We start from the raw sequence: 26,880 nt of genomic DNA on the forward strand, positions 1-26,880 counted from the left end.
CGTGAATCATTTGTTCAAAGACAATCGGTTTGTCCGCTTTTTTGCTTCACGTACCGTGGCAAATATAGCGGATAGCATTTATTCCATTGTGTTGTTATATTTTGTTCAGCAATCGACGCAGTCAGTGGCATTTACCAGCTTCACGTATGCGGCGGTATCTACAGCATCTATTTTCAGCTTTTTTGTTGGGCCACTCGTAGATCGTTATTCACCCGCACGCTTGGCCAGCATTGCTTTGTTTGCGCAGGCGATTCTAATTTCGATTGTCCCGTTTCTTATTCGAGACGGGATGACCAATTTGATAATTATCCTCGCGATCGTTTTTATAGCGTCTTGCTTCTCCATGCTGTTCTATCCGGCTAACAGTAAAATGCTGCCTCAACTTGTTCGTGCACCAGATTTAATTATTAGGGCGAACTCTATGATTTCATCGTCGGACCAGATCATTAATATCGCTGGTTATCTGGCTGGAGCTTCGCTCATTATCGCTATGGGCATGCAAAACACCTTTTTACTGGCTAGCGGTATGCTGTTCCTTGCAGGTGTCGTATATATTAGACTCAGCAAACAGCTCGACACTCATTCAACGGAAGGGACACATAGCGAGGGCTCGCTAACATTAGGGCACTATTGGAGAGAACTGAAAGAAGGATATACCTTTGTAAAACGCCACACCTTTTTGCGAATTATGTTGCCATTCTTTGCTCTTGCCAACTTTTCAATGGCTTTTCTGATTATTACTATGCCCTCCATAGCTGTCGATTACGGTTCGCCAATCTATTACAGTTTGCTGTATATTTCTTATTTCATCGGCATTTTTGTAGGTTCTTTTTTGGTAAATGTGCTTAAAAGGAACGGTCTTACTATTGCAGCTGCATGGGTAGCTACAGGACTTGCCATTTTCCTGTTTTCCGTGATGCCCCAGATGTGGATGAAACTACTGGCGACTCTCCTAATAGGTGCTTTTACAGGCATAATTAATGTATTGCAAATGTCTTTGATCCAAATTATTACTCCCTTACCGCTGTTAGGACGTGTGATCGCCTTTACGAATACCCTCTCGAATGCGGCCCTTCCGCTGGGAGCTCTGATTGGCGGCGCGTTAGCTTTGCGATTCTCACTGCCTGAGGTCTTGTTTTTTAGCGCCCTGACTACCGTATTGTCTGGATTAATCATGTTCTTTATCAAGACAGTTCGTCAGTTTGAAATTCCATTAGAGAAGGCAGGTGGGTTGGAGCATCCTCATGCAACAAATGAAGTAAGTTAAAAGTTTTAATGTCTGTTTTTCATGTAAAATAGATGATCAACTTTGTGTGGAAGTTTCCTCACAACAATGCCAAGTCCTACTTATAGGGCTTGGCATTGTTTGATATGTCATGAAGGGCTTACGTACTTGTTTACCAAGATGCTTAGGACATTAACCTAGGAGAAGTGCTCAGTTTCCAGATGAAAAATATTTTTTTGCCGAATACACTTGTAATTAGAGCGCTTCCATATTAAAATGAAATCAATCCCACTTGTACGTACAACTAATCATTTTTCATCATAATTATGAGAAATAGATTGGATTGTACGTACATAATAGTTTATCTGTTAACACAGCTACAATTATACTTATTTCCTGACAGGAGGAATTTTTAATTATGAAACCGTTTAAATTTTGGTTTGCTACAGGAAGTCAGCATTTGTATGGACCCGAGACACTTGATCAGGTACAAGAGCATTCTCGTCAAATTGTAGAGGGATTGAACCGAAGTGGTCATTTACCATTTGAAGTGGTATTAAAGCCGGTTCTGACGAATTCTGACGCGATTCGCCGTCTTATTATTGATGCGAACGGGGATGACCTGTGCGCAGGGATTATTACCTGGATGCATACATTTTCTCCAGCGAAAATGTGGATTGCTGGCTTGACGCGTTTGGCAAAGCCTTTGCTGCACCTGCATACTCAATTTAACCGTGATATCCCTTGGGATAGTATTGATATGGACTTTATGAACCTGAACCAATCCGCGCATGGTGACCGTGAATTTGGCTTTATCGGTGCCCGTTTGGGTGTAACTCGTAAAGTTGTTGTCGGCTATTGGGAGGAAGAAGGCGTTCAGAAACGCATCGGCGGCTGGATGTCCACGGCTGCTGCTTATAGCGAAAGCCAAAATCTCAAAGTAGCCCGCTTTGGTGACAATATGCGTGAAGTAGCTGTTACTGACGGTAACAAAGTATCTGCTCAGGCCCAGTTGGGCTGGTCGATCAACGGCTATGGTGTCGGTGATCTGGTTGAGGTCGTTAATAACGTGTCAGAAGGGGATATCAACTCTCTGTTCGAGGAATACCATGACCTGTATGAGTTGTCCGCAGAAGCCAAGCAGCCGGGTGCAGTACGTGATTCTATTTTGGAGCAGGCTCGTATTGAGCTGGGCTTGAAAAAGTTTTTGCAGGACGGAGAATTTGGAGCCTTTACGACAACGTTTGAAGACCTGCATGGTCTGAAACAATTGCCTGGCTTGGCGGTTCAGCGTTTGATGGCCCAAGGTTACGGATTCGGCGGCGAGGGTGACTGGAAAACGGCAGCGTTAACGCGTCTGATGAAGCTGATGGCCAACAATGTGGATACTTCCTTTATGGAAGATTACACGTATCATTTGGAGCCGGGCAATGAGCTGAATTTGGGTTCTCATATGCTGGAGGTCTGTCCGACGATTGCTGTAAACAAACCGCGTATTGATGTTCAACCATTGGGTATTGGCGGCAAAGCCGATCCGGCTCGTCTTATTTTTGAAGGCAAACCGGGTAAGGCGCTCGTAGCATCCATCATTGAGCTGGGAGGACGTTACCGTCTGATCATTAACCAAATCCAAGCTGTGGAAAATAAAAAGCAAATGCCGAAGCTGCCTGTAGCCAGCGTGTTGTGGAAACCAGAGCCTTCGCTTGAAGTATCTGCGGAAGCATGGATTCATGCGGGTGGAGCACACCATACGGTGTTGTCCTATGCTGTAACCACTGAGCAGTTGCTGGATTATGCAGAGCTGACAGGCATAGAAGCCGTCGTTATTGACAACAACACGAACATCCGTCAGTTCCGTCAGGAGCTGCAATGGAATGAACTGTACTGGCGTAATAAATAATGGTTGCAATAAATAACAAGCTTCTTGTTAAAGCAGCTTATTCATAGGATTTATCAGCGAACAGCCGCATGTTATGCGGCTGTTTTGCGTATGTTTTAGCAAGTATAAAACACTTTTTAAAATTAATATTTGACAATGAGAATCATTATCAAATATTATTTGAGTAGTAGGAATGAATGCATTCCATATGCCAAACAAAAGTGAGGGATGAACTTGGGTAAAATCATGATTGCTTATGCCAGTATGACTGGTAATACAGAGGAAATTGCGGAATTGATCGCCGAAGGCGTCCGCCAGGCAGGACATGAGGCGGAGTTGAAGGCTTCGTATGATTGCAGCGCGCAGGAACTGCTCGGTTATGACGGATTCCTGTTGGGTGTATATACATGGGGAGATGGTGAGCTTCCTGATGAATTTTTAGATTTTTACGAGGAACTGGATGAGCTTGATCTATCCGGTAAAAAGACCGCTGTATTTGGCAGCGGAGATACATCCTATACACAATTCTGCGGCGCGGTTGACCTGGTAGAGGAAAAAGTCAAAGAACGCGGCGCAACTGTTATTCAGGAGAGCTTGAAGATCGAATTCAACCCACTGGACGATGAGAAGGAAAATTGCCGGGCTTACGGAAGACAATTTGCACAGGCTGGTATTGGGGTGTCCTGAGAAGAGAGCGAGGGATAGGTATGCGCAATAGCGATAGCTTAAGCGGCTTTCCTCTTCTGCACGACTATCAGCTTGAGGAGATGTGGAGAACTCCGCAGTCTACCCGTCAATCGCAGGGAAAACGCGGGCGTGAAGGCTGGAATTGGAGGCAACGGGTTCAATATGCGGTAGGGCATGCGCTAAATGAATACTTCGGAATGGAAGTAGAGGTGCGGCGGGAAATCCCCGTCCAGTACGTGCTGGAGAAATGGTGGCCCAAACAACCAACCGGCTTCGAATCGTTGTTCCATTACTGGGACGTTAAAAATAAAGTGTCAGGCGAGCTGTCTAAAATTTGTGCATTAAATAGGGACTTGTCAGTGCCGGTGATATTGTATGAGCAATTTTGCACGCCGATCCCTGAGCTTGAGGTCGACATTTCGCTTATTGTGCAGGCTGCCTGGCAACTGTCAGCCGGAGCCGATTCCTTGCTGATTCAGAAATACATCGTGGATTATAATCCCAACGTTATTCATACATTTCAACATTTGACGAATGTTTTTTGTTATTATGCATTTGGCGCTCTTCCGCAGCTTATTGAGGTCTACTGTCTGCTGGAAGGCAAAAAAATCCGCTTTATCCCGGGTCCTGCTTCTTTACAGCAATCTCTGGATTACGTTCGGCTATTGCGGGATTCCAGAGAGGATGTACACGCGACAACAGAACGATGTCGTTGCGGAGCCTGCCTGGGGGAACAACGATCACAGAGCAATAGCAACAGGCTGGATAAGAACAAAAAAGAGCAGCAGGAGGCCAAAAACCGTAAAGAACGGTCAGGGGGACCTTTGCTTTTCTCTTAGTTTATTTTTTGAAACCCTTTAAATGTAAGTAATACCTTTTCGTTGAAAGAGCCTTGTTTCCCAAGGCTCTTTTTTATGAAAATTTTTTTGAAAAACTGAAAATTTATATTGCCTGAATAGATAAATGTAACTATAATATTTCAATGTACGATATTTATATGAAAATATTTAAATATAAAAGGAGACGGTGTGTGAGCATAGACAAGGATTGCCTATGTACATAGATAATGTTCTTTCTTTTTGCATGGTATGCTGCCATGTGCTTATTTTACGTTCTCGGTTTGGTTTGATGGCCTAATATTTCAAAATTAAAATATTAGCGTTGAATAATAAAATTTTTTGGACAACAGGGGTGGAAGAAGTGAGTAAGAAAACCGTACTGCCAATTCTCATCGTACTGCTCGTTCTGAGCGGTGGAGCCATTGGCTACTATTATTGGTATCAGGCAACACACTTTGTTAAGAGTGACGATGCGCGCATTCAAGCGGATCAGTATAAGGTAATGCCGCAAATTTCCGGAGAGATTACACACATTGATGTGGAGGAAGGCGATGTCCTTCAGCGTAATGAACCGATTGCCGAGCAGGATGTATCGGGGCTGGATTCCAGCATGATCAGCAAATCCGTACTGCGTGCGCCGATCAACGGTACCGTCATTAAGATTTATTCGAAGGAGCATGAAATCGGTTCTCCGGGCAGCGCTGTTGCGACCATGGTTGATATGAACAGCCTGTATGTCTCCACGAATATTGAAGAAACCGATATTGACCGCATTAAACCGGGACAGCTTGTTGACATTACGCTTGATGCTGCAGGTGACAAGACGATCCAAGGAAAAGTTCGCAAAGTGGGCGAAGCCTCGAATGCGGTGTTCTCGCTCATTCCTGCGGTAAACACAAGCGGTAACTTTAACAAGGTGACCCAGCGTGTGCCTGTAGAAATTGCTGTTAACAAGCCGAAGGATATGAAGCTCATTCCAGGAACGAATGTGGAAGTTAAAATTCATACACCTTAAAAAGGAGGGGTCCGTGTGGCTGCCAATGAAACTGCTGCTGCTCCTTCGACAGATTCTTCCAAAGAACGCTGGCTTGCTTTTTTTGCCATTGTTTTAGGCGCCTTTGTCGCCATTCTGAACAACAGTCTGATCAATGTCGCCATTCCTCGATTGACGACAGACTTAGGATCAACGACGACACGTATTCAGTGGGTTATTACAGGTTACACGCTTGCATCTGGTGTAATCGTCCCGATTACCGGATATATGGAGCAGCGCATCGGATACAAAAAGTTTTTAATACTTGCGCTCAGTGTGTTCTCGCTGGGAACGGGAATATGTATTTTTGCATGGAGTGATTCTTCCCTGATCGCAGCACGAGTGCTGGCTGGTCTGGGAGGCGGTGTCATTATGCCGCTGAGTATGACGATTATTTACAAAATCATGCCGCGTGAACAAATCGGTATGTCCCTTGGGATATGGGGGATCGCCGCAATGGCAGCACCTGCTGTAGGACCTACGCTAAGCGGATATTTAATTGAGTGGTTTAACTGGCGGTTCTTGTTTATTGTCAGTGTGCCGGTAGCTTTATTTGCAATTTTAATGGTTATTCTTCTGATCAAGGAGCCGCCTAAAGCAACACCGAAGCCGTTTGATTTGCCTGGTTTTTTGCTGGCCGCAACTTGTGCAGGAACACTTTTGTACGCATTGACAAACGGTCAGCATGATGGCTGGACTTCTTTTAAAATTGTATCTCTACTGTTCGTCGCCTTCTGGGCGCTTGTCTTTCTCATTTATGTAGAAAGCGGAAAAGACAATGCTGTAATTGAAATTTCATTATTCAAGAATTCAAGATTTACGATTAGTGTTATTGCCTCTAGTCTTGTCATGATGGGGATGTACGGAGGAACGTTCTTAACACCGTTGTTTTTGCAAAATATTCAGCGTGTGTCGCCGATTGATACGGGTATTATTCTCATTCCACAGGCAATTGCCATGGCGGTTATGATGCCGATTGCCGGGCGGCTGTTTGATAAGTTCGGTATTGTGCCTCTGGGACTTGTCGGTCTGACACTAACCAGCTTTATGACGTATCATCTTCATCAGCTTACGCCAGATACTTCGCATGCTTGGTTGGAAATCGTAATGTCATTACGGGGGCTGGGAATTGGTATTTGTATGATGCCATTGTCCACGGTCGGCATGAACGCTGTTCATCCGAGCAAGGTAGGCAATGCATCTACTGCATCTAATCTGGTACGTACTGTTGCTTCAGCTATGGCTATTGCGGTGCTGACCGCGATCATGCAAAGCCGTTCGGCAGCTCATGCCCAACAAATTTCGGAGACTGTTACACCGGACGCGGCTCATGCGCTGCAAGCGTCGTTGGGCAGCTCATGGATGTCATCTATAAGTGGTTTAATCACGCTGGATGCCACATCGAGAGGGATTGGGGATACGTTCCTCATTTCATCCATACCGCTGTTTTGCACGATTCCACTGATCTTTTTGTTTATTCAAAGGAAGAAAGCAAAGACACAGCCGGAGGCTTAATCAAAAGAACTACAAAATATCGACTGGATGGCTTACATTATTTCCACGGACAGAAAGAAAGGGAACTATCATGAAAATATTGAGAGTAGAAAGTACATTAGCGGCCTTGGTGCTCGGCGGCGCAGTGCTGGCAGGCTGCTCCAGTAATAGCGGAGCGGCGCAGGATATGGTCGTGCCTGTCAAGATTAGCCAAGCGCAGCAGGGTATCATTGGGCAAGGGAACATTTATACAGGAACGGTAACACCTTCGGAGACGGTGAATATTGTGCCAAAAGTGGGTGGTAAAGTAGTTGAACTGCCTGTGGATATTGGCTCAGAGGTCAAAAAAGGTCAAGTGCTGTTCAAGCTTGATGACAAGGACATGCGGAATAATGTAGCGAAAGCCCGCGCCGCCGCAGCCGCGGCAGCAGCAGGAGTGAGCTCTGCTCAGGCGTCTCACGAATCGACGATGGTTCAAGCCAACTCGGGCGTAGTACAATCCAAAGGCGGCGTGATTCAGTCCCAAAGCGCAATCAATCAGGCGCAGGGAGCCATTAATCAGGCTACTACAGCCGTAGAACAGGCGACACACGGCGTCTCCTCGGCCGCCAATACAGTGAAGCAAACGCAGCAAGCGCTGGCGGATGCTCAGAAAAATGTAACGCGTACTCAAAGCCTGTTTGATGCGGGTGCGAGTACTCAAGCACAATTGGAACAAGCAAAAACAGCCGTTGTGAACGCTGAAGCGGCATACAATAATGCGCAAAACGCACAGGCTAATGCCCAGGACCAACTGATAGCTGCTCAGAAGGCGCTCACTACGGCCCGTAACAGCTACGATTCAGCAAAAAACAGCTACAGTAATGCTAACAGCGGCTACAGCAATGCACAAAATCAACTGAAGGTATCTCAAAATACAGCGGTTATCGAGTCCAGCCAACAGTCTCTCAATCAGGCTCAGCTAAATGTGAGCATCGCTCAGGACGCACTTGACGATACAGTAATTACATCACCGATTAACGGTATAGTAGGTACGAAAAATGCAGAAGTAGGCGAAATGGTATCCGCACAGGCGCCTGCGCTGGTCATTGCCAACCTGAGTACAGTTAATACACTGATCTATGTACCGGCTGAGCAAATCAACAATGTAAAAGCAGGCGACAAGGTACAGGTACGTGTAGCAGCTTCCAATATTGTGACAACAGGTACCGTTAAAAATGTAAGCCCGTTGGACGCAAGTGGAAAAGGATATCCTGTGAAAATTTCGGTGGCTAATCCGGACGTGAAACTGAAATCCGGTATGCTGGCTGATATCAGCTTTGTCGCTGCAAATGCGCAAGAAGGTATTGTCGTTCCTACCGCAGCGATTCAAAAGGATCAAGGTAAACAATATGTATACGTTGTGAATGGTGACCATGCGAAACGCAAGGAAGTGAAGACGGTTCAGACGACAGGCTCACAAACACTGGTTACCAGTGGCTTGAGCAACGAAGAGAATGTAATCGTGAATAATCTGGCGTTGCTGTCTGATAACTCACCGATCACCATTAGCCAATAATTCGGCTTCAAAATCTCTTGTATTATATAGTAGAGATTTATTAGGGAGTATAAGCGCAGGGCAGACCGGAGCAGTTTTACCGGGCTGCCTTGTTTAATTTCATCGCTTACATTTTACATAGGATTGATGTCGTCAGGGGTCTATTTTTGACGAACATTGGTATGATAGGATAGACTAAACTGGAAATAGATAGTTTACGAGATAGGGATTTATTACATTTTCAGATCAGTGATCGGAGGTATTACGAGATGGAAGTAAAGCTGGTTGTGGATTATGAAGCTTATGAGAATGGTCAAACGATGGCTAAGTCTATTGAAGAACAGGCAGGTAAGCCAGAGAGCGCGGAAATTACAGATTTGATTATTGGAGACTGGGGCGGAGCCTATGAACAATCACCGGAGGATTTTATTCCGGTATTGGTAAAGCACAAAGATCAATTTCCGAAGCTGCGTAAGCTGTTTATCGGGGATATGGAATATGATGAGTGTGAGGTTTCGTGGATTAACCAGACGAATCTGTCTCCGCTGTTGGAGGCGTTTCCAGCTTTGGAATCCTTTTATGTCAAAGGAAGTCAGGACCTGAGCCTGGAGCCGTTACGGCATAAAAACCTTCAGGAATTGGTTATTATTTGCGGAGGTTTACCTGCGAGTGTCCTTCAGGAAATTCGTAATGCCGAGCTGCCTGAGCTGCGCAAGCTGGAGTTGTATTTGGGCGTGGATCAATACGGTTTTGACGGTGGTATGAAGGATGTATTACCGTTTCTGAATGACAATCTTTTTCCAAAGCTGACCTATTTGGGGCTGAAGGATAGTGAAATACAGGATGAAATCGCGATTGCTGCGGCAAACGCACCTGTGATTGGACAACTGGAGGTACTGGATCTGTCTCAAGGCACGTTGTCTGATAAAGGGGCTGAGGCACTGCTCGCTAGTGAAAGTATCAAAGGGCTAAAGCATCTGGATTTGAGCTATCATTATATGTCGGATGAAATGGTAAAACGTTGGAAAGACTCCGGACTGTCTGTGAATGTAGAAGATCAGCAGCAAGCGGACGAGGAAGATGATTGGCGTTATCCATCGTTGACCGAGTAATCCATAAAAAGGACTCTTTACGATCAAGCTTATTCAAAAATTAAAGTGAGGCGTCTTTATGGTTGGGATATCAGACAGCAATATCAGCGAGCCGTTTATTTTGTTTGGCAATCCGGGAAATCGGCGGACCACAGGATTACAGGAGGCGCGAAGTAGATTGAAGCTGCCGCCCGCTGTTGAGATTTCCTATAAAAATGTGCTGGAAGCCATCCGGGAGAAGCAAAGTCTGGGGGAGTTGTTGGCCCGAATAGCTGCACAGGCTGCGCCAGACAGCGTAAATGCTACTGTTTATGTGCAAGAGAGCATTCGCCAGTTACAGACGGGAAGGGCGGACATTAGTCCGCTGCTTCGTCTGGATGCACCCGGTGAAAGCTTTGAGGTAGAGCGTGAATTGATCGCTTTGGGCGCCTCGGATGCAGAAGGAGACGATTCTTTGTTTCTGTGTGCAGAATCAGCACATGGCACAAGTATATCTTCGGCAGAAGCGCGAGCCCTGCTGGAGCAGCACGGTCGTATTTGGCACCCGGCCCAATGGTTCCGGGGCTATTGCCGTCTGCTGGCGTGGCTGCGGTATGAAACGGCCCTGCTATGGCCCTCCTCGCGCTGGATGAATGACCCGGCGGAAGTGGCTGTGATGTTCGATAAACGGCGTTGCAGCATCGTATTGGACAAGGCGGGTATAAGGGTACCACCTGTGCTTGTATCATCAGAGGGTACCTTTCGTGATGTTGCTGATCTGCACGCGGCGATGAAGGAGAGCGGGATTCACCGCCTGTTTGTGAAAATATTTTGCGGGTCCGGTGCTTCCGGTGTAATGGCCTATCAGGTACATCCGCGGACACGGGCAGAGCTGGCAGTGACCACCATTGGAACGGAAATCGTACACGGACAGCGTGTGTATTACAATGCGGGACGCTTGCGCCGTTATACGGACAAGCAGGATATTCATGCTATCCTGGGCTGGCTATGCTCGGAAGGGGTGCATGTGGAACGCTGGATACCTAAAGCGAGTCTGAACGGACGTGTTTACGATGTACGCCAGCTTGTTTGCGGATCAGAGGCTTGTCATGCCGTTTTACGTTTAAGCCGAAGCCCAATTACGAATCTGCATTTGCGCAATGAACGGCTGTTGCTGGAGGACGCCGGGTTGCTGCAGGATACGGTAGAATCGGTTCGGCAAATTGCGGAAGCCGCGATGAGCGCTTTTCCGGCCTCTATGGTTGCCGGGCTGGATGTGCTGGTTCCTGCGCATGGTGGTCGTCCCTACGTGCTGGATGTAAATCCGTTCGGCGATCTGTTATACCGGGTGAAACATCAGGGGTGGAATCCATATGAATGGGAAATGTTGCATCTCGCCAATGGGACTGCAACTTTGGAAAGGAAAGGCTTATTATGACCGATATGAACCAGATTGTCGGTTCTCATGATATTGTCATGATTACGCTTGACACGCTGCGTTACGATGTTGCCAAGCTGGAGGAAGAAAACTGCCCGAACCTGTGTGGCTCCGGGCCGTGGGAAAAACGCCATACGCCGGGCAGCTTTACCTATGCTGCACATCATGCGTTTTTTGGCGGATTCTTGCCTACACCGGCTAATACGGATAAGGCTTCTCACATACGGCTGTTTCATACTAAAGATACGGGACTGCGTACACATCCGCATACGTGGCTGTTTGATGCACCGGATATTGTATCCGGGCTGGCGTGTGAAGGTTACCGGACTATTTGCATCGGCGGTGTTATTTTTTTTACGAAAAAAAACAAGCTTGCTAAGGTGCTGCCGGGGTATTTTCAGGAAAGCTACTGGCGTATGACCTTCGGCGTTACGAATCACCGTTCAACCGAGCATCAGGTGAATCATGCCCTAAAGCTGCTGGAGAAGGCAGACCCGGCGCAGCGGCTGTTTTTGTTCCTGAATGTGTCAGCTATTCATGGCCCTAATCACTATTTTCTGGAGGGCTCAGCCAAGGATTCGGTGGAGTCCCAACGCGCAGCCTTGCGTTATGTGGATGGGCATCTTGGACGTTTGTTCGACGCATTACGAGAACGGGGAAAGACGTTTTGCATGGCCTTTTCCGATCATGGTACGGCTTATGGGGAAGACGGCTACAAAGGGCATCGTCTGGCGCATGAGGTAGTATGGAATGTACCTTATCGCGAATTTGTATTGTAGGGAAAAAGAAATGACAGACTGCACTGGTAAAATGTAAAGAAATCAATCCAGCGCGAGGAGGGAGCAGAAATGAAAGCCATGAATCTGAATCATTCGCTTCTAACGGGAGCAGGAGCCAATACCCCTGCGGGGCTGGACACAAACTCGAAATCAAGGTCTTCATGGCCTGAGAACCCTGTTGAATGGGCACGCACGATCCGTGAAGCTCCCTACCGCTCCTATTTGTACTCTTACCCGCATAAAACGGCCTATCGGTCGTTTGATACACCGCTCTCACTGCAAGAATTGTGGGAGAAGGAGGAGCTGGAGAGCTATTTTTTGTATATGCATATTCCGTTTTGCGCGGCTCGTTGCGGGTTTTGTAATCTGTTCACTTTGCCGGACAAGCGGCTGGATGTGCATAAGGAGTATGTGAATGCGCTTGAAAGACAAGCTAGGCAATGGGCACCAATTATGGGCGGTCGGCCGTTTTCACGCTTTGCGATCGGCGGCGGTACGCCAACCTTGCTGGAGGCTCCTTTGGTCGAACGATTGTTTGATATTGCTGAGAATATAATGGGCTTAGACCCGGAACATGCTTCCATTTCGGTGGAGACGTCGCCGGATACGGTAACCGAAGATCGGCTGGAGGTGCTCAAGCGCCGCCGAACGGACCGTGTCAGCATGGGAATCCAGAGCTTTGTGGAGTCGGAGAGTGCGGCCATATACCGGCCTCAGAAGCCCAAGCTGGTACGCGAAGCGCTTGCGCGGCTGGTAGAGTACGATTTTCCGCTGTTGAACGTAGATCTAATCTATGGTCTCCCCGGTCAAACGGCAGAAACCTGGCTGTATTCTCTGGAAGAGGCGTTATCATACGAACCGGGTGAAATTTTTATTTATCCATTATACATTCGGGAAAATACGATTTTAAAGCCGGGCTATACCGGGCTGGAGCATGATATTCGTCTGAGCTTGTACGAAGTAGCACGTGAAAGACTCCAACAGGCGGGATATGTGCAGTACTCCATGCGCCGTTTTGCCAAAAATGAGGATGCACCCGGCAAGGAGTTGCTGCCATATAGCTGTCAGGAGGAAGGCATGGCCGGTCTGGGCTGCGGTGCGCGTTCTTATACGCGTAATTTCCATTATGCCAGTCGATACGGTGTTAGTGCAGCGGCAACGCGTGGCATTATTGCTGATTATGTCGCCGCGGAGCGTCATGATCTGGCTGACTACGGCTTTATTTTAAATGTGGAGGAGAGCAAGCGGCGCTTTATTCTTAAGGCGCTTCTCCATCGGGAAGGTCTGGAGCTAGCTGCTTATGCGGCGCGCTTCGATGCGTCTCTGGCGGACGATTTTGCAGGAATGTCCTTGCTATTGGAATCTGGTATGGCGCTGGTTGTGGATGGCACACTGCGACTGACCGAGGAAGGAATGGCTTATTCCGATGCGATTGGCGATTGGATGATCTCCACGGCAGTACGGGAGCGCATGGAAGGCTACGTAGGCGCATGAGAGCAACCCTGTATTATCGTGGCTCGTTGACTTCCTGTAACTATGCTTGCCTTTACTGCCCGTTCAGCAAAAACGTGGATAGTCGTGAAACATTGGACAAGGATCGGGCGCAACTGGAGCGTTTTTCCGATTGGGTACGGGAGCAGGGAACTTTGGGGCATCGACTATCCGTATTCTTTAATCCGTATGGAGAAGCTCTCATTCATTCCTGGTACCGCAAGACCATGATTGAGTTTTCCCATATGGCGCATGTGGATAAAGTGGCTGTACAGACGAATCTGTCCACTAAGCTGGATTGGGCCAGGGAACTGAATCCGAAGACGGCTGCGCTGTGGGCGACGTATCATCCGGGAGAGACGAAGGAGCAGGTTTTTATATCTCAAGGAATGAAGTTATATGAACTTGGTATTTCCTATAGTGTCGGCACCGTGGGACTGAGACAGGCTTTTCCCGCTATCCATTCCTTGAGATCACAGCTTCCGAAGGATGTTTATTTGTGGGTTAACGCCTATAAAGATCGACCACATTATTATACCGAAGCCGAGATTGATGAATTAACGGCTATAGATCCCTATTTCCAATGGAATTTGCATGATTATAGTAGTCAGGGACGGGCGTGTCGCGCTGGAGAGGATGTATTTTACGTACAGGGTGATGGGCGTGTAAAACATTGCTATCAGGATCGGCGAGTGCTGGGTCACTTGTACAGAGATGGCCTTGAAGGACTAAGTGCCAAGCGTCCGTGCCGGATGAAGGAATGCGGCTGTTATATTGGGTACATTCATATGGAGGAGCAGCCATTTCGGGAAATGTACGGCAGTGGTCTGCTTGAAAGGGCGCCCCAGGTTCCGGTATTCTCAGTTCCACACATTTAGCTATGTCCTATAGAACGCAAAAAAAGAACCGACCCTTGCATCAAGCGAAGGTCGGTTCTTCCGTTTCACTGCATATTCTGTTAGATGTCCCTATGCGTTATTCCATCAAGTTTGGACAATGGCAGTGATTTCTTCGTCCAGATCCAGTCTGACTTGCTCGCGATAGGCACGGATATTGTACTCGGAATGCAGGTATCTCAGGATAGCTTCGATCATGTTGGCTTCCACCAGATACTGGCTGCGACCCTGTACATGGACTTCTGCCGAGTATCCTGTATCCTCTTCCCAGCTTAATTCTACTGTCACATCAGTGGGCTGGACGCCTTTGCGTTCAGCCATATGCAGACAGATGGCGTTTACAATTTCATCCATACTTAAAATCATAGCTTAGTAACGTCCTCCACGGGAATCATCAGGTCTGCGACGATTTTTAATGGCACGGTAGATACCTACTCCAACCATGATCAGGACGTATATAGCGAGAACGTTGACCGCAAGGCCAAGCAAGCTTCCCAGTGCGCCCATGTTGCCGAACAATCCGCCGAAGAGCATACCTGCCAAACCACCCAGCATCATGCCTTTCAGGAATCCGCCGCCACCGCCAAGGAATCCACCCGTTCTGCTTGTATTACCCGCAGTTGCACTGGATTTGGTGCCGCTATCGGACTTATTGACACCGTTGCTGTTAGTGGCCTTGCTCGGTGTAGATTGGTACGTTTTTTGCCCGGATTTAAATCCGCCGCCTCGCCTCGCGTCGGCTGTAGATGGTGCGACCATAACAATCAGCAGGGTAAAAGCCATCATCAGCATCATCATATTTTTCAAAGTAAATGTTTTTTTCATGTAAATATAATCCCCCTTGGTATGTTGGTTTGATATAGGTCAAACAGCCGCTTACCAGTAATACGAAACGGATAGAAAAGGGTTTCAAAAAATTTAAAACATTCAAATTTTATTGATATATAAAGCCTATGCATGATTGGACTAAAGCATTCAGTCTTATGGTTTAAGTGAAAATGGATTAGTGTCCGCTCTTACATCGCCAGCAAGCAACATACGCAGTACCATTTGGCACCACTCCAGACCCGCTTTTGCATTCATAAGCCCTTTTTGCACGAGAATGTAATCGCCGAAGTTTTTGCTGCCAAAATGCAGATCCTCGTCGGGAATGTCGTTCAGAATATCCTCAAGGTGCCGTATTCGCTGAATAAAATGACGCTTGCGTTCCTCCAGCATACGGTTGGCACTGCTTTTGTCCGTCAGCCAGAGACAGAACAGCCGAAGACTTAATTCGTCCCGTGTGACCGGAGCGGCCAGTGATTCCTGGGACCATTGCTGAAGCATATGAATTCCCTTGTCTGTAATGGTATACATTTTTTTATCAGGTTTGTCGGACTGCTGAATCCAGCGGGAAGCAAGCAATTCCTTGCTTTCCATACGCGCTAGCAGTGGATAGATCTGACTGTGCTTAGCCTGCCAAAAAGGCTGGATACGCAGCATCAGATCATAGCCGGAGGATTCTTCTCTGGCGAGAAGGCCCAACAGACCATACGATAGTAAATTCATAGATTTTATCTCCTTCATCCATCTTAGTAACGGTTATAGCGGCTCTACGGCAGGTGTTCTGCCGCTTCATGAAAAGTGTACACTGAAACTGTATGGTTTGACAACTTTCAGATAGGCCGTTCACAGGTTAGCCAAAATTAGATCTGGTCAACATACACTCATATGTGCTTATTTTCATAAAAAAGAGGTACCTCCAGGTCGTATATTACGACCTAAAGATACCCTCTTTAATGTTAATTATGGGACTTTTATTGCTTATTTCCATCAACAATCAGCGTTAACTCCCCAGTGTCCGGATGAATGACCATACCGTGTACAGGTGCATTAGGCGGGAGAAGAGGGTGGTTTTTAATAAGCTTTACGGTACTTCTAACCCCTTCCTCGATGTTATCAAAACCTTTCAGCCATTTGTTTAGTTTAATCCCTGAATTTTCCAAAGTGCTTAGTACCTCTTGTGAAATCCCACGCTCCAGCATTTCATTGACCATGTGGTCGGCATTCAGCGCGGCCATACCGCATTCGTAATGGCCTATGACAAGCACTTCATCTGCTTCCAGCTCATACAGAGCAACGAGCACACTACGCATAACGCTTCCAAAAGGCTGGGAAATAATTGCACCCGCATTTTTAATGATTTTGACATCGCCGTTGCGCAGATTCATGGCTTTGGGCAGCAGTTCGGTCAGACGCGTATCCATACAGGTAATGATGACCATTCTTTTATTGGGGAACTTGCCTGTACGATAGGCTTCGTATTCTTTGTTTTCCACGAAAACGCGGTTGTATTCCAAAATCTCTTTGATGTGATCCACGATTGTTCCCTCCGTATACTATTTAATGTTGAACCATTTTTTTGTAGCAGACCAGCATGGAAGAAGCCTAATTCCGATCCACACAGACCGACAATCAGGCTTTATTCCTTGGAAAATATGTACAATCCGACGGATTCCAAAGCCTCCAGGAGCTGGTCGTACAAGTTGTGTGTTGATTATACTTTTTAATATAAGTATCATCAAGTATTAAGAAGTATAAAGTTTTATCCATTTTAAGATAAAGAGGTGACCTCGATTATGGCGCAACAGATGTTGAATCAATTGGCGGCTTTAAAAGAATTAGCACACAAAATCAGAAGTTATGGTGAAGCCGTAGGCTTATTACATTGGGATTTACGGACAGGTGCTCCGCGCAAGGGCGTTGATATTCGTTCGGAAACATTGGGGATGCTGTCTACTGAAATGTTCAAGCTGGTTATTTCGGATGAAATGGGGCAATTGCTGCAATTTTTTGCCGCAGAAGACAAACTGGAGCAACTGGAGGACAATGATCGCAGACTGGTGGAGGAATGCCGCAAAAATTATGAGCTGAACCGCTCGGTTCCGGCTGACCGCTATCGGGAATACAGCGTACTCGCTGCTCAGGCGGAGAGCAAATGGGAGGATGCCAAGGAACATAGCGATTTTGCCGGATTCGAGCCTTATTTGTCTAAAATCGTAGAGATGAAGCGAGAGTTTATCGGTTATTGGGGAGTCAAGAACACGGAATACGATACGCTTTTGGATCAATATGAACCGGATATGACGGTAGAGAAGCTGGATGCTGTGTTTGATCGTCTCAAAAAGCGTCTTGTGCCGCTATTATCTAAAATCCAGGCTTCACCAAACCAGCCGGATAAGAGCTTTCTGGACGGTGTGTTTGATGTGAAGCAGCAAGAGAAGTTCGGCCTGTTCATTCTGAGACAGATGGGCTATGACTTCGACGCAGGTCGTTTGGATGAGAGCGTGCACCCTTTTGCGACAGGTTTAAATCCGGGTGATGTGCGCATAACAACACATTATTTGCAAAATGATGTGACTAGCGCAATTTTCAGCTCATTGCATGAAGGTGGTCATGCGCTGTATGAGCAAAATATTGCGCCTGAGCTGGCAGGATCGCTGCTTTCCGAAGGAACCTCCATGGGGATTCATGAATCCCAGTCTCGCTTGTGGGAAAATATGATTGGACGCAGCCGTGCTTTTTGGGATCGGTATTATGCTGACTTGCAAAAGCATTTTCCAGACCGTCTGGCGAAGGTTACAGCAGAGCAATTCTACCTGGCCGTTAACCGTGTGGAAAATTCACTGATTCGTATTGAAGCGGATGAGTTGACATATAACTTACATATCATTATCCGCTATGAAATTGAAAAAATGCTGTTTAACGAAAAACTGGATGTGAAGCGTCTTCCAGAAGTATGGAATGCAAAATATAAGGAATATCTGGGACTTCTCCCGCCAGATGACGGGCATGGCGTTTTACAGGATGTTCACTGGTCCGGTGGTGATTTTGGTTATTTTGCCTCTTACTCGCTTGGCAATATGTATGCAGCACAAATTTTGGCGACACTGCACAAGGAGCTGCCAAATCTGGATGAGCTGATTTCTGCCGGCGAGCTGGAGCCGATCAAGCAATGGCTGACTGAACGGATCTACCGTTACGGCAAGAGCCGGACGCCGTCCGAGCTGATTGTAGCCATTACAGGTGAGGATCTGAATCCGGATTATCTGGCTGATTATCTGGAAGAAAAATATACCTCCATTTACAAGCTGTGATTTACAAGCTATAACATCATCATTTGTGCATCTACCCCGCGTTCCTGGGCGAACGTGGGGTTTTTGTGTGCGATTAACCATTGAGTAGGCAGCCGCATAACAATATATGAAGTCTATAATGCAAAAAGGTGGGGAGGGAACAGGGATGAACATCGGCGCTCGTTTCAAAGCTGTGGCGGCTGCGGCACTGCTCGGATTGCTGCTGCTCGGTGGGTGCGCACCCAAAGGGGGGCAAACGATTGAGATCAGACTGGGCGAAGTAGCCCGAACGGTCTTTTATGCGCCACAGTATGTAGCCTTGAGCCAGGGGATGTTTGCTCAGGAGGGACTGGATGTCCAACTGGCGACGATTCCCGGTGGTGACAAGACGATGACGGCGTTGTTGTCCAATCAGGCGGATATCGCGCTTATCGGTGCGGAAACATCTATTTATGTGTACCAGCAAGGGGCAGAGGACCCCATCATTAATTTTGCCCAACTGACGCAGACGGACGGAACCTTTCTGTTTGCCCGGCAAACGCAGGGTAGCTTTGACTGGGAAGAGCTGAAAGGACAAAATTTTCTTGGACAAAGAAAGGGCGGAATGCCACAAATGTCGTTGGAATTTGCGCTGCGCAAACACGGCATTGATCCACACAAGGATTTGAAGCTGATTCAAAATATTGATTTTGCCAATGTTGCCTCTGCTTTCGGTTCCGGTACGGGGGATTATGTGCAGTTATTCGAGCCCCAGGCATCTATTTTCGAAAAAGAAGGTCGGGGACGGGTAGTGGCCTCCATTGGTGTGGAGAGCGGCGAGCTACCCTATACCGTATATATGGCGAAACAAAGCTATCTAAACGAAAATGGTGAGGCCACGCAAAAATTTACAAAGGCTGTATACCGGGCACAACAGTGGATTGCTACGCATTCACCGGAGCAAATTGCCGAAGCCATTACGCCCTATTTCAAGGATACAGATCTGGCTGTCCTGACCAGTAGTGTCAAGCGTTACAAGGAACAAGGCACCTATGCTGTGAACCCGATAATTGAGGAAAAAGAATGGGAAAATTTGCAGGGTGTTATGGCTTCGGCGGGTGAATTGAAAAGTCCGGTTGCGCTGGATCAACTGGTGAATCGGAGCTTTGCAGAGAAGGCGATTGCAACAGACTCATCGGGGAACGCTGACCAGCCTGCAAAAGCGGGAACAAGTGGAGTCACAGATACAGGCGTAGATGCCGGAGGCTCGCCATGATCGAAGAACGGAGTAGTCTCACTTCGGCTGCAACGGTCCCGGTTGTGGAGCTGAAGCAAGTGACGCATGTGTATGTAACGGACCGTGAGGCGTCGCTGGCGGTTGAGAATATAGACTTTGCGGTAGGGTCAGGGGAGTTTATCAGTCTGGTTGGCCCGAGCGGCTGCGGAAAGACGACAATCCTGTCCATGATCGCCGGTCTATTGCGCCCGGCGGCGGGTCAGGTGCTGCTGCAAGGCCGACCTGTAAGCGGTCCGAGTACGGAGGTCGGCTACATGTTGCAGCAGGATTATCTGTTTCCGTGGCGTACGATCATGGATAATGCGTTGCTGGGTCTGGAGCTGGGCAACCGGGTAGATGAGGACTCGCGTGAACGGACCCGACTGCTGCTGGAAGGCATGGGGCTGGGAGGAAAGGAGCATCTGCATCCGTCCCAGTTATCCGGGGGGATGCGCCAACGTGTGGCACTGGTACGGACACTGGCGACCAATCCAGGGCTGCTGCTGCTCGATGAGCCGTTCTCCGCGCTGGATTATCAGACCAAGCTCCAACTGGAAGATCTGATTGCCGAAACCTTGCGTGAGCGGGGGAAGACGGCTATTTTGGTCACACATGATTTGGCCGAGGCGATTGCGGTCAGCGACCGGATAATTGTGTTGGGCCGAAATCCGGGCCACATCCGGCGTACCTTTGAAATTCCGGATTCGATCCGGGAAGTTCAGCCTTTTTATGCGCGCGAGCAGCCGGGCTTTAATGAGCTTTTTCATGAAATATGGGGTGAACTGGAGGCTTCGGGAGCAAAGGAGTGAATCAAAGGATGAAGGACGAAGCGGACCGGCTTGGACAGCACTGGATTCAAGGGCTGTATCAGGAGTATCGACGCAGAAGGCGTTCGGAGCGGCGGTTGGTAACGGGTGTACAGACAGCTATTTTAGTGTTTTTATTCGTGTTGTGGGAAATTGCGGGTCGGATGAAATGGATTGATGTACTGCTGTTTAGCTATCCAAGCAAAATATTTATCCAAATTGGCAAGGATGCGGTCAGCGGCGAGCTGTGGGGGCATGTCGGTGTCACGGTAGGAGAGACGCTAGCGGGTTTTTTACTCGGGACGTTGCTGGGAACACTGCTGGCTGTGCTGATCTGGTGGTCACCGTTTTTGTCGAAGGTACTGGACCCCTATATGGTCGTCTTCAACAGTATGCCCAAGGTGGCACTGGGACCGATTTTTATCGTCATGTTCGGTGCCGGATTTACCGCTATTCTAATGACGACCCTCTCAATTACGGTCATTATTACGACGTTAGTCGTGTATAACAGCTTTCAGGAAGTCGATTCGAATTTGATCAAGGTGGTTCGCACATTTGGTGGATCGCGGCGTGATACGTTTAGCAAGGTGATTCTGCCTGCATCCTTTCCGGCTATCGTCTCTACACTGAAGGTGAATGTCGGCATGGCCTGGGTTGGCGTGATCGTCGGTGAATTTCTGGTGGCTAAAAACGGGTTGGGCTATTTGATCATCTACGGCTTCCAGGTATTTAATTTTACCCTGGTGATGTCCAGTCTGCTTATCATTGCGGTCGTAGCGACACTGATGTATCAGGCGGTCGTGTATGTCGAGCGTCTGTTGCTGTCTGATCGTCCTCAGCGATAGAAATCAAACTTCTATACATTTGTGTAAAACGTGAAAATAAAGTACCATGAAAATGAAAATGATTCAAAATTTACGAAAACAGATTTCATCCAGAGAGGACAGAATTTTTTCATGGGCTTTCGTACGATTAAAACGGCTATTGCCGCATTAATGGCCGTACTCATTGCGGATGGTTTTGGCATTCATGGAGCCACCTCGGCAGGGCTTTTGGCTATTTTGGGGGTGGATGTCACGCGCAAGAGAAGCCTCCGTACCATTTCGGCGAGATTTTTTGCATCCGTCGTGGGGCTTCTTTTTGCTTGTGTTTTGTTTGTTGTATTCGGATTCCATGATTGGGTACTGGCATTATATATTTTAACGGCGTTTCCGGTCATTGTACGGGTGGGCTTTAAGGAAGGAATCGTCACGGGTTCGGTCGTGGTTTTCCGCGTGTTCAGCGGTGGTGTGATTGATATGCAGGTGCTGCTGACCCAACTGTGTCTGCTGGTCATCGGATTAGGGTCCGCGATGGTTGTCAATTTGGCCTACATGCCGCGCTCCGATAACACCATGCAGCAAATCCGGCAGGAGGTAGACCGGACGTTTTCCATTATATTCAGAAATATGGCCAATACATTACGCAGTCCGGCATACATATGGGATGGCAAGGAAGTTATAGAGGCAAACAGCGTCATAGCCAGAGGGGTGACCGAGGCAGGGCGTTCATTGGAAAACCAGATGCTTCGTCCGCAAGAGGGCTGGAATGTGTACTTTTATATGCGCAGGGAGCAGCTGGAATCCATTCAAAATATGATGCAGTTGATCTCGCAGATGTACCAGCATATGCCGCAGGCCAAACTTTTGGCCGAGCTATTTGATCAGCTCAGCAATGACGTTCTGGCCGGACATTATACGGGACAGACGGAGAAGCTGCTGGAGCAGGTACGTGAGGAATTCAAAAAAATGGAGCTCCCCTCAACCCGGGAGGAATTCGAAATTCGTTCGGCATTGTTACAGCTTACACATGAATTACATCAGTATTTGAAAATCGCCAAAAAGGACAAGGCCCCCACTCCAGTCAAAGCTTAGAGTCTAGGGCCCCAACTAAAAAGCTACTGTCTAACGATGGACAGTAGCTTTTTTTTGTTCAGTGATGACGGGCGGAGCAGGAAGGGGGCGTTTGTGCCGAATTCGACCTGCGATCCATAAGGCAACGGTGATCAGGCAAGGATAAAGCATGGCCCAGCCGACAAAAGGAAACACCACCGCAGTCGAGATGAACGACACCCAACTGATGGCTACACCCCAGCGATTACCTCGTAGCAGCTTGATACCCGCAGCACACCCGCCCAGATAGGTCAGGATAAAAGTGGCGTTCGGGAACTGAATCAGGTTGGTGAGTGAAACAGTACCGCTACCGTAAAAGGACATAATGACGACGAAACAAAGGAAGAGAAACGCGATACCCCCAATTGGCGTATGAAAGCGCCGGGACAAGAGACCCATCCAGCGGAAGGCATGGCCTTGCCGGGATAAAGCATACGCGACGCGTGAAGCAGCACCCACATAAGCAATAATCGTAGCTGTACATATAAAGATGCCTGTCAAGCCGGCTATCACCGCGCCCCACGGACCAATGGCCCGGCTAATCACCCATACGAGCGAAGCGTCCGATCCGCCTGCAAGGTAGCTTTGCGTCCCGACTGTAGCCAGTGCAGTAAGAAAATAAAGCAAGCCGACGATAACGGCTGCAACGGTGACACCCTTAACAGCCGCCCGTTGTGGATTGGTGAATTCCTCCGACAAATGGGAGACAGCCTCCCAACCGATGAAGCACCAGAACAGAATTGCTGCCGCCTGACCAACAGGAAGCCAGCCGTGCGGAGCAAACGGTGTGAAGTGTACCGATTTCATTTGTGGCAGCGCTGCGACAATGGCGAAGATAAGGACAGCAACGATAGCAATGACAACGGCGATCTGAATACGTCCCGCAACCTTCATACCGATCCAGTTAATGATCAGTCCAACCGCCAGCATGGCGGCGGCCAATCCCATCCGGCTTCCCTCTCCCCAGCCCATGGCGGCGGTCATATAGCCAGCTCCGGTGAGTGCGGCAACAGGCGCCCCAATCGGAACTGACATCAGAAAAAACCATCCGATATAAGAGCCTGCACGCGGCGAAAAAGCCAGCGAGACAAAATGCGATACTCCTCCAGCGTTCGGGAATTTGGCGGACAACAGTCCCATAGATAGAGCCATCGGCAAGATGAGCAGGGTCATAAAGCCCCACGCCAATAGGGAGGCCGGACCCGCCATTTCGGCGGCAAGACCGGGCACAATCAATATCCCCGAACCCAGCACCGCCCCGATATATAGCGCAATGGCCTGTGGAAGACCAATGGTAGATTGCAGTTTATGTTCATTTGTCATTCAGGTAAGCCTTCTTTCTCTTGTCATTTCCTTCAGCTTATCAGATAATCAATCTATCGGAAAAACGGAATATAACGATGGCTTGTATCGAAAAAAACGATCGAAGGAGCAATTTATGGAATCACGGCATTTGTTTACGTTTTTAAATGTGGTTGAGGCAGGCAGCTTTACCCGGGCGGCGCGTATATTAGACTATGCACAATCAAGTATAACTGCCCAAATTCAGACGCTGGAGACGGAGCTGGGCACACCTCTTTTTGACCGCATAGGTAAGAAAATCATGCTGACAGATGCCGGACGACGCTTGCTGCCCTATGCGCAGGAAATTTCCAAGATGCATGCCCTTGCCAAGGATGCGCTACGTTCGGAAACCGTGCTGACGGGCACGCTGAAAATCGGAGCGCCAGAGTCGCTGGCGGCTTTCCGCCTGCCGAGCCTGATCCGTGAGTACAGGGAACGGTACCCAAAGGTGAAAATCGTGCTTAAACCGGGAGAATGCTGGGAATTGCGCGATATGACCCGCTCAGGTGAGCTGGATTTGGCCTTTTTGCTTCAGCCGGAGACGGAGGATAGAGAACTGCATGTCACTACACTCATTCACGAGCCGATGGCATTGGTCGCGCCACTGGGTCATCCATTAGTTTCCTATAATAACGTGGAGCCCGTTGACTTAAAGGACGAAACCATTTTGCACACAGAGGCGGGCTGCACCTATCGTATCCTTTTTGAGCAATATTTGAATAGACACGGTATTTTTGCAGACCCGAGTCTGGAGTTTTGGAGTATTGAAGCGATCAAGCAATGTGTCATGGCCGGATTGGGCGTTGCGCTGCTTCCGCTGGTTACGGTGCAAAATGAATTGCGTGAAGGGAAGATGGCGCGTTTAAGCTGGGATGACAGCGAACAGCAGGTGGCTACCCAGGTCGCCTATCACACGAAAAAGTGGAAATCCCCGGTGCTCAGCGAATTTTTGCGGATTGTCGAGCAGCATGTAACACATTGGCGTGCATGAGTTCAAGCCGTTAGAGCATAAGCTTATACAAATAATATTTTTTCCTTTTCGCCTATTCACTCAACATTCGCCTACTTACTGCATACATATGTATGGAATGATTGATTGTATGGAGGAGGTTCAAGAATGGCATTGAGTCATAAAAATCGTAGAGAGATTATTACAAAAGCGATCTGCGGTAAAGGTCGCAAATTCTCTACCGTAACCCATACCGTAACTCCGCCTAATAATCCGACCAGCATTTTGGGGGCGTGGATTATTAACCACCAGTATGAGGCTGTGGCGGCTGGAGACGGCATTGAGGTCGTGGGGACGTATGATATCAATATCTGGTACTCATACGATAAAAACTCGCAGACCGATGTGGCTAAGGAAACGGTGTCGTATGTGGAAAATGTGCCGCTCTCGTATCTTGATCCGAAACACCGGGCGTCTACAGTGGAAGTATCCGCCGAGGCGACACAGGAGCCAAGCTGCGTTGAGGCCAGTGTGTCTTCAGGGGGCGGTAGCGTAATTATCCGGGTCGAGCGGGAATTTGCGGTGGAGCTGGTGGCGGAAACGAAGATTGTTGTAGAAGTATTCCCGAATGGCAGCAGTGACGATTTTGACAAGGACTATGATTTTGGAGCGGAAGAAGGGGACTATGAGGAGCTCGACCCCGACCTCATCGACGACGAGCTCTGACGGAAGTAACCAAAAAGAGGGCCGCTTTACTCTTTGCGCCGGCTGAGACTGCGCAGGGGCAAAGGCCCTCCTTTTTCTTGTTATAGGGAAGGGGAATTTTCCAGTCGTCCGTAATCTGGTAGGGAGGGGTAAGATGATGCAGCAGGCGGGACGGGCGTTTAGACGCTTCAGACAGATGCCGGATGATGAAAAGCAGCGCAGGCTGGAACGTTCCGGCATATCGGTTCGCTGGATTGACGACAACGCAGCAGATTTTGCGGTAGGCTATGCAGTGCAAATCCATCAACTGCGAATGCTGGAAATTCGAAGACGCACAATTGAAGGACACTCCAAAGTCCGCGCTTATGATCCGACTGCGCTGGATAGCAGCTCTCAACTGTCCATCAGAATGGAGCGATTGGCTGTACGTACTTTGTACACACTCGGCCTCGACAGCGGTGAAGTGGCGCTGACACTGCTGGGCGAGCGCAGTTGTCAGGTACGTGAAGTCGTGGCGCAGCCATGGCTAAATGATAGACGCCTAGACACGCTATATGAAGCCGCAGCTCGTGAAGAACAAGACCCTCCAGCAGCACAAGGGGATAAACAGCTGCTAATCGGGATGGACCCTGAATTTGTGCTGGTCCGCATGCCGGAAGGACGGGTCGTACCGGCTTCACAATATTTGGGCCGCCTTGGCGTGGCAGGATGCGATGCGGTTACGCGCCGGGGGCGGACATTATACCCGGTCGCTGAGCTTCGACCCACGCCAAGTGGCGATCCGGCCCTTTTACTGACACATTTACGCCATGCCTTTGCGGCGGCAGCCCGGCGCATTGCCGACCGTACGCTGATTTGGCAAGCGGGCGGGATGCCGCAGTCGGGTCTTCCGCTGGGAGGGCATCTGCATTTTAGCGGAATTCCGCTGAACGGGGCACTGTTGCGTGCGCTGGACAATTATTTAGCGCTGCCTTTGGCGTTGTTAGAAGATAAACGAGCAGCTCGGCGCAGACCGAATTACGGCAATTTGGGCGATTTTCGTCGCCAACCGTACGGAGGTTTTGAATACCGTACGCTACCCAGCTTTCTCGTTTCGCCGCAGCTTGCGAAGGGCGTGATTGGAATGGCATTTCTCATCGCGTCTCAATATCCGCGTTTGCAGCGCAGGCCGCTGGATGAGGAAGAGGCTCATAGAGCGTTTTATGAAGGAAATCGGATCGTGCTGGGGGAGTATATGAAACCTCTTATTTTGGATATCGTTTCACTGGATGTATATCCTCAATATGAAGCTTATGTCGGTCCATTGCTGGACAGCCTGCGTCAGGGAAAACAATGGGATGAATCGCGGGATTTGCGCCCGTTCTGGAAGCTTTCGTAAAATGTGTAACGTTGTCTGCGATGCTTTCA

Annotated in this window: 25 protein-coding genes; 20 read left to right on the plus strand and 5 right to left on the minus strand. The window is 48.4% G+C overall.

Going from position 1 to position 26,880, the window contains the following annotated elements; genetic code table 11:
• Window position 1: 1 nt before the first annotated feature.
• From ACQ4MX_RS27250 to ACQ4MX_RS27305, 12 genes are all read left to right on the plus strand, one after another.
• Entirely contained in the window at window positions 2–1,267 is a 1,266-nt protein-coding gene (locus tag ACQ4MX_RS27250; RefSeq protein ID WP_431088387.1) for an MFS transporter, read from the plus strand.
• Between the two features lie 376 nt (window positions 1,268–1,643).
• On the plus strand, window positions 1,644–3,125 hold the full coding sequence (gene araA / locus ACQ4MX_RS27255; RefSeq protein ID WP_431088388.1) for an L-arabinose isomerase: 1,482 nt from the start codon (window positions 1,644–1,646) through the stop codon (window positions 3,123–3,125).
• A 207-nt stretch (window positions 3,126–3,332) separates the two neighbouring features.
• Entirely contained in the window at window positions 3,333–3,791 is a 459-nt protein-coding gene (locus ACQ4MX_RS27260; RefSeq protein WP_043922447.1) for a flavodoxin, read from the plus strand.
• Window positions 3,792–3,811: 20 nt separating this feature from the next.
• Window positions 3,812–4,630, plus strand: coding sequence for a hypothetical protein (locus ACQ4MX_RS27265; protein ID WP_431088390.1), 819 nt, complete (start codon window positions 3,812–3,814; stop codon window positions 4,628–4,630).
• Between the two features lie 361 nt (window positions 4,631–4,991).
• Window positions 4,992–5,645 carry an HlyD family efflux transporter periplasmic adaptor subunit gene (locus ACQ4MX_RS27270; protein WP_431088391.1) on the plus strand — a complete coding sequence of 218 codons (654 nt, stop codon included), beginning with the start codon at window positions 4,992–4,994 and terminating at the stop codon, window positions 5,643–5,645.
• Between the two features lie 15 nt (window positions 5,646–5,660).
• On the plus strand, window positions 5,661–7,178 hold the full coding sequence (locus tag ACQ4MX_RS27275; RefSeq protein ID WP_431088392.1) for a DHA2 family efflux MFS transporter permease subunit: 1,518 nt from the start codon (window positions 5,661–5,663) through the stop codon (window positions 7,176–7,178).
• A 70-nt stretch (window positions 7,179–7,248) separates the two neighbouring features.
• Window positions 7,249–8,715 (plus strand): efflux RND transporter periplasmic adaptor subunit, encoded by a 1,467-nt coding sequence (locus tag ACQ4MX_RS27280; RefSeq protein WP_431088393.1) that lies wholly within the window; start codon window positions 7,249–7,251, stop codon window positions 8,713–8,715.
• A gap of 248 nt (window positions 8,716–8,963) precedes the next feature.
• Window positions 8,964–9,806: an STM4015 family protein gene (locus ACQ4MX_RS27285; RefSeq protein ID WP_431088394.1), complete on the plus strand. Its 843-nt coding sequence runs from the start codon at window positions 8,964–8,966 to the stop codon at window positions 9,804–9,806.
• 58 nt (window positions 9,807–9,864) lie between these two features.
• Window positions 9,865–11,202 (plus strand): STM4014 family protein, encoded by a 1,338-nt coding sequence (locus ACQ4MX_RS27290; RefSeq protein ID WP_431088395.1) that lies wholly within the window; start codon window positions 9,865–9,867, stop codon window positions 11,200–11,202.
• On the plus strand, window positions 11,199–11,981 hold the full coding sequence (locus ACQ4MX_RS27295) for an STM4013/SEN3800 family hydrolase (protein WP_431088396.1): 783 nt from the start codon (window positions 11,199–11,201) through the stop codon (window positions 11,979–11,981). The genes ACQ4MX_RS27290 and ACQ4MX_RS27295 overlap by 4 nt, the downstream gene beginning before the upstream one ends.
• A 69-nt stretch (window positions 11,982–12,050) precedes the next feature.
• A complete protein-coding gene (locus ACQ4MX_RS27300; RefSeq protein ID WP_431088397.1) occupies window positions 12,051–13,475 on the plus strand; it encodes an STM4012 family radical SAM protein in 1,425 nt (474 codons plus the stop codon).
• Entirely contained in the window at window positions 13,472–14,350 is an 879-nt protein-coding gene (locus tag ACQ4MX_RS27305) for an STM4011 family radical SAM protein (protein WP_431088398.1), read from the plus strand. The genes ACQ4MX_RS27300 and ACQ4MX_RS27305 overlap by 4 nt, the downstream gene beginning before the upstream one ends.
• A gap of 105 nt (window positions 14,351–14,455) precedes the next feature.
• On the opposite strand, the gene ACQ4MX_RS27310 is transcribed toward ACQ4MX_RS27305, so the two are convergent.
• The 4 genes from ACQ4MX_RS27310 to ACQ4MX_RS27325 all read right to left on the minus strand — a co-directional run bounded on the left by ACQ4MX_RS27310 (window position 14,456) and on the right by ACQ4MX_RS27325 (window position 16,728).
• Complete coding sequence (locus ACQ4MX_RS27310; protein ID WP_134914723.1) at window positions 14,456–14,734, minus strand: YxcD family protein; 279 nt, start codon at window positions 14,732–14,734, stop codon at window positions 14,456–14,458.
• 3 nt (window positions 14,735–14,737) lie between these two features.
• Window positions 14,738–15,193, minus strand: a complete 456-nt coding sequence (locus ACQ4MX_RS27315) for a hypothetical protein (protein ID WP_044647776.1) — start codon at window positions 15,191–15,193, stop codon at window positions 14,738–14,740.
• A 156-nt stretch (window positions 15,194–15,349) separates the two neighbouring features.
• Window positions 15,350–15,916, minus strand: a complete 567-nt coding sequence (locus tag ACQ4MX_RS27320) for a PadR family transcriptional regulator (protein ID WP_044647777.1) — start codon at window positions 15,914–15,916, stop codon at window positions 15,350–15,352.
• Between the two features lie 248 nt (window positions 15,917–16,164).
• Window positions 16,165–16,728, minus strand: a complete 564-nt coding sequence (locus tag ACQ4MX_RS27325) for a beta-class carbonic anhydrase (RefSeq protein WP_431088399.1) — start codon at window positions 16,726–16,728, stop codon at window positions 16,165–16,167.
• 258 nt (window positions 16,729–16,986) lie between these two features.
• Here ACQ4MX_RS27325 and ACQ4MX_RS27330 point away from each other — a divergent pair, with 258 nt between their 5' ends.
• The 5 genes from ACQ4MX_RS27330 (at window position 16,987) to ACQ4MX_RS27350 (ending at window position 22,457) form a co-directional block, all read left to right on the plus strand.
• Complete coding sequence (locus tag ACQ4MX_RS27330; protein WP_431088401.1) at window positions 16,987–18,504, plus strand: carboxypeptidase M32; 1,518 nt, start codon at window positions 16,987–16,989, stop codon at window positions 18,502–18,504.
• A gap of 145 nt (window positions 18,505–18,649) precedes the next feature.
• A complete protein-coding gene (locus ACQ4MX_RS27335; protein WP_431088402.1) occupies window positions 18,650–19,738 on the plus strand; it encodes an ABC transporter substrate-binding protein in 1,089 nt (362 codons plus the stop codon).
• Window positions 19,735–20,547, plus strand: a complete 813-nt coding sequence (locus tag ACQ4MX_RS27340; protein ID WP_431088403.1) for an ABC transporter ATP-binding protein — start codon at window positions 19,735–19,737, stop codon at window positions 20,545–20,547. Before ACQ4MX_RS27335 ends, ACQ4MX_RS27340 begins: the two co-directional genes overlap by 4 nt.
• Window positions 20,548–20,555: 8 nt before the next feature.
• On the plus strand, window positions 20,556–21,389 hold the full coding sequence (locus tag ACQ4MX_RS27345; protein ID WP_431088404.1) for an ABC transporter permease: 834 nt from the start codon (window positions 20,556–20,558) through the stop codon (window positions 21,387–21,389).
• A gap of 111 nt (window positions 21,390–21,500) precedes the next feature.
• Window positions 21,501–22,457 carry an aromatic acid exporter family protein gene (locus tag ACQ4MX_RS27350; RefSeq protein WP_149094966.1) on the plus strand — a complete coding sequence of 319 codons (957 nt, stop codon included), beginning with the start codon at window positions 21,501–21,503 and terminating at the stop codon, window positions 22,455–22,457.
• Between the two features lie 30 nt (window positions 22,458–22,487).
• On the opposite strand, the gene ACQ4MX_RS27355 is transcribed toward ACQ4MX_RS27350, so the two are convergent.
• Window positions 22,488–23,798 (minus strand): amino acid permease, encoded by a 1,311-nt coding sequence (locus ACQ4MX_RS27355; protein ID WP_431088405.1) that lies wholly within the window; start codon window positions 23,796–23,798, stop codon window positions 22,488–22,490.
• A 115-nt stretch (window positions 23,799–23,913) separates the two neighbouring features.
• Between ACQ4MX_RS27355 and ACQ4MX_RS27360 the strand changes: the two genes are divergently transcribed.
• From ACQ4MX_RS27360 to ACQ4MX_RS27370, 3 genes are all read left to right on the plus strand, one after another.
• A complete protein-coding gene (locus ACQ4MX_RS27360; RefSeq protein ID WP_431088406.1) occupies window positions 23,914–24,810 on the plus strand; it encodes a LysR family transcriptional regulator in 897 nt (298 codons plus the stop codon).
• Between the two features lie 126 nt (window positions 24,811–24,936).
• Complete coding sequence (locus ACQ4MX_RS27365; protein WP_014281435.1) at window positions 24,937–25,494, plus strand: outer spore coat protein CotE; 558 nt, start codon at window positions 24,937–24,939, stop codon at window positions 25,492–25,494.
• A 133-nt stretch (window positions 25,495–25,627) separates the two neighbouring features.
• Complete coding sequence (locus ACQ4MX_RS27370; protein WP_431088407.1) at window positions 25,628–26,851, plus strand: putative amidoligase domain-containing protein; 1,224 nt, start codon at window positions 25,628–25,630, stop codon at window positions 26,849–26,851.
• Window positions 26,852–26,880 lie beyond the last annotated feature (29 nt).

Source organism: Paenibacillus sp. 8b26, from assembly GCF_050626875.1.
GTDB lineage: Bacteria > Bacillota > Bacilli > Paenibacillales > Paenibacillaceae > Paenibacillus.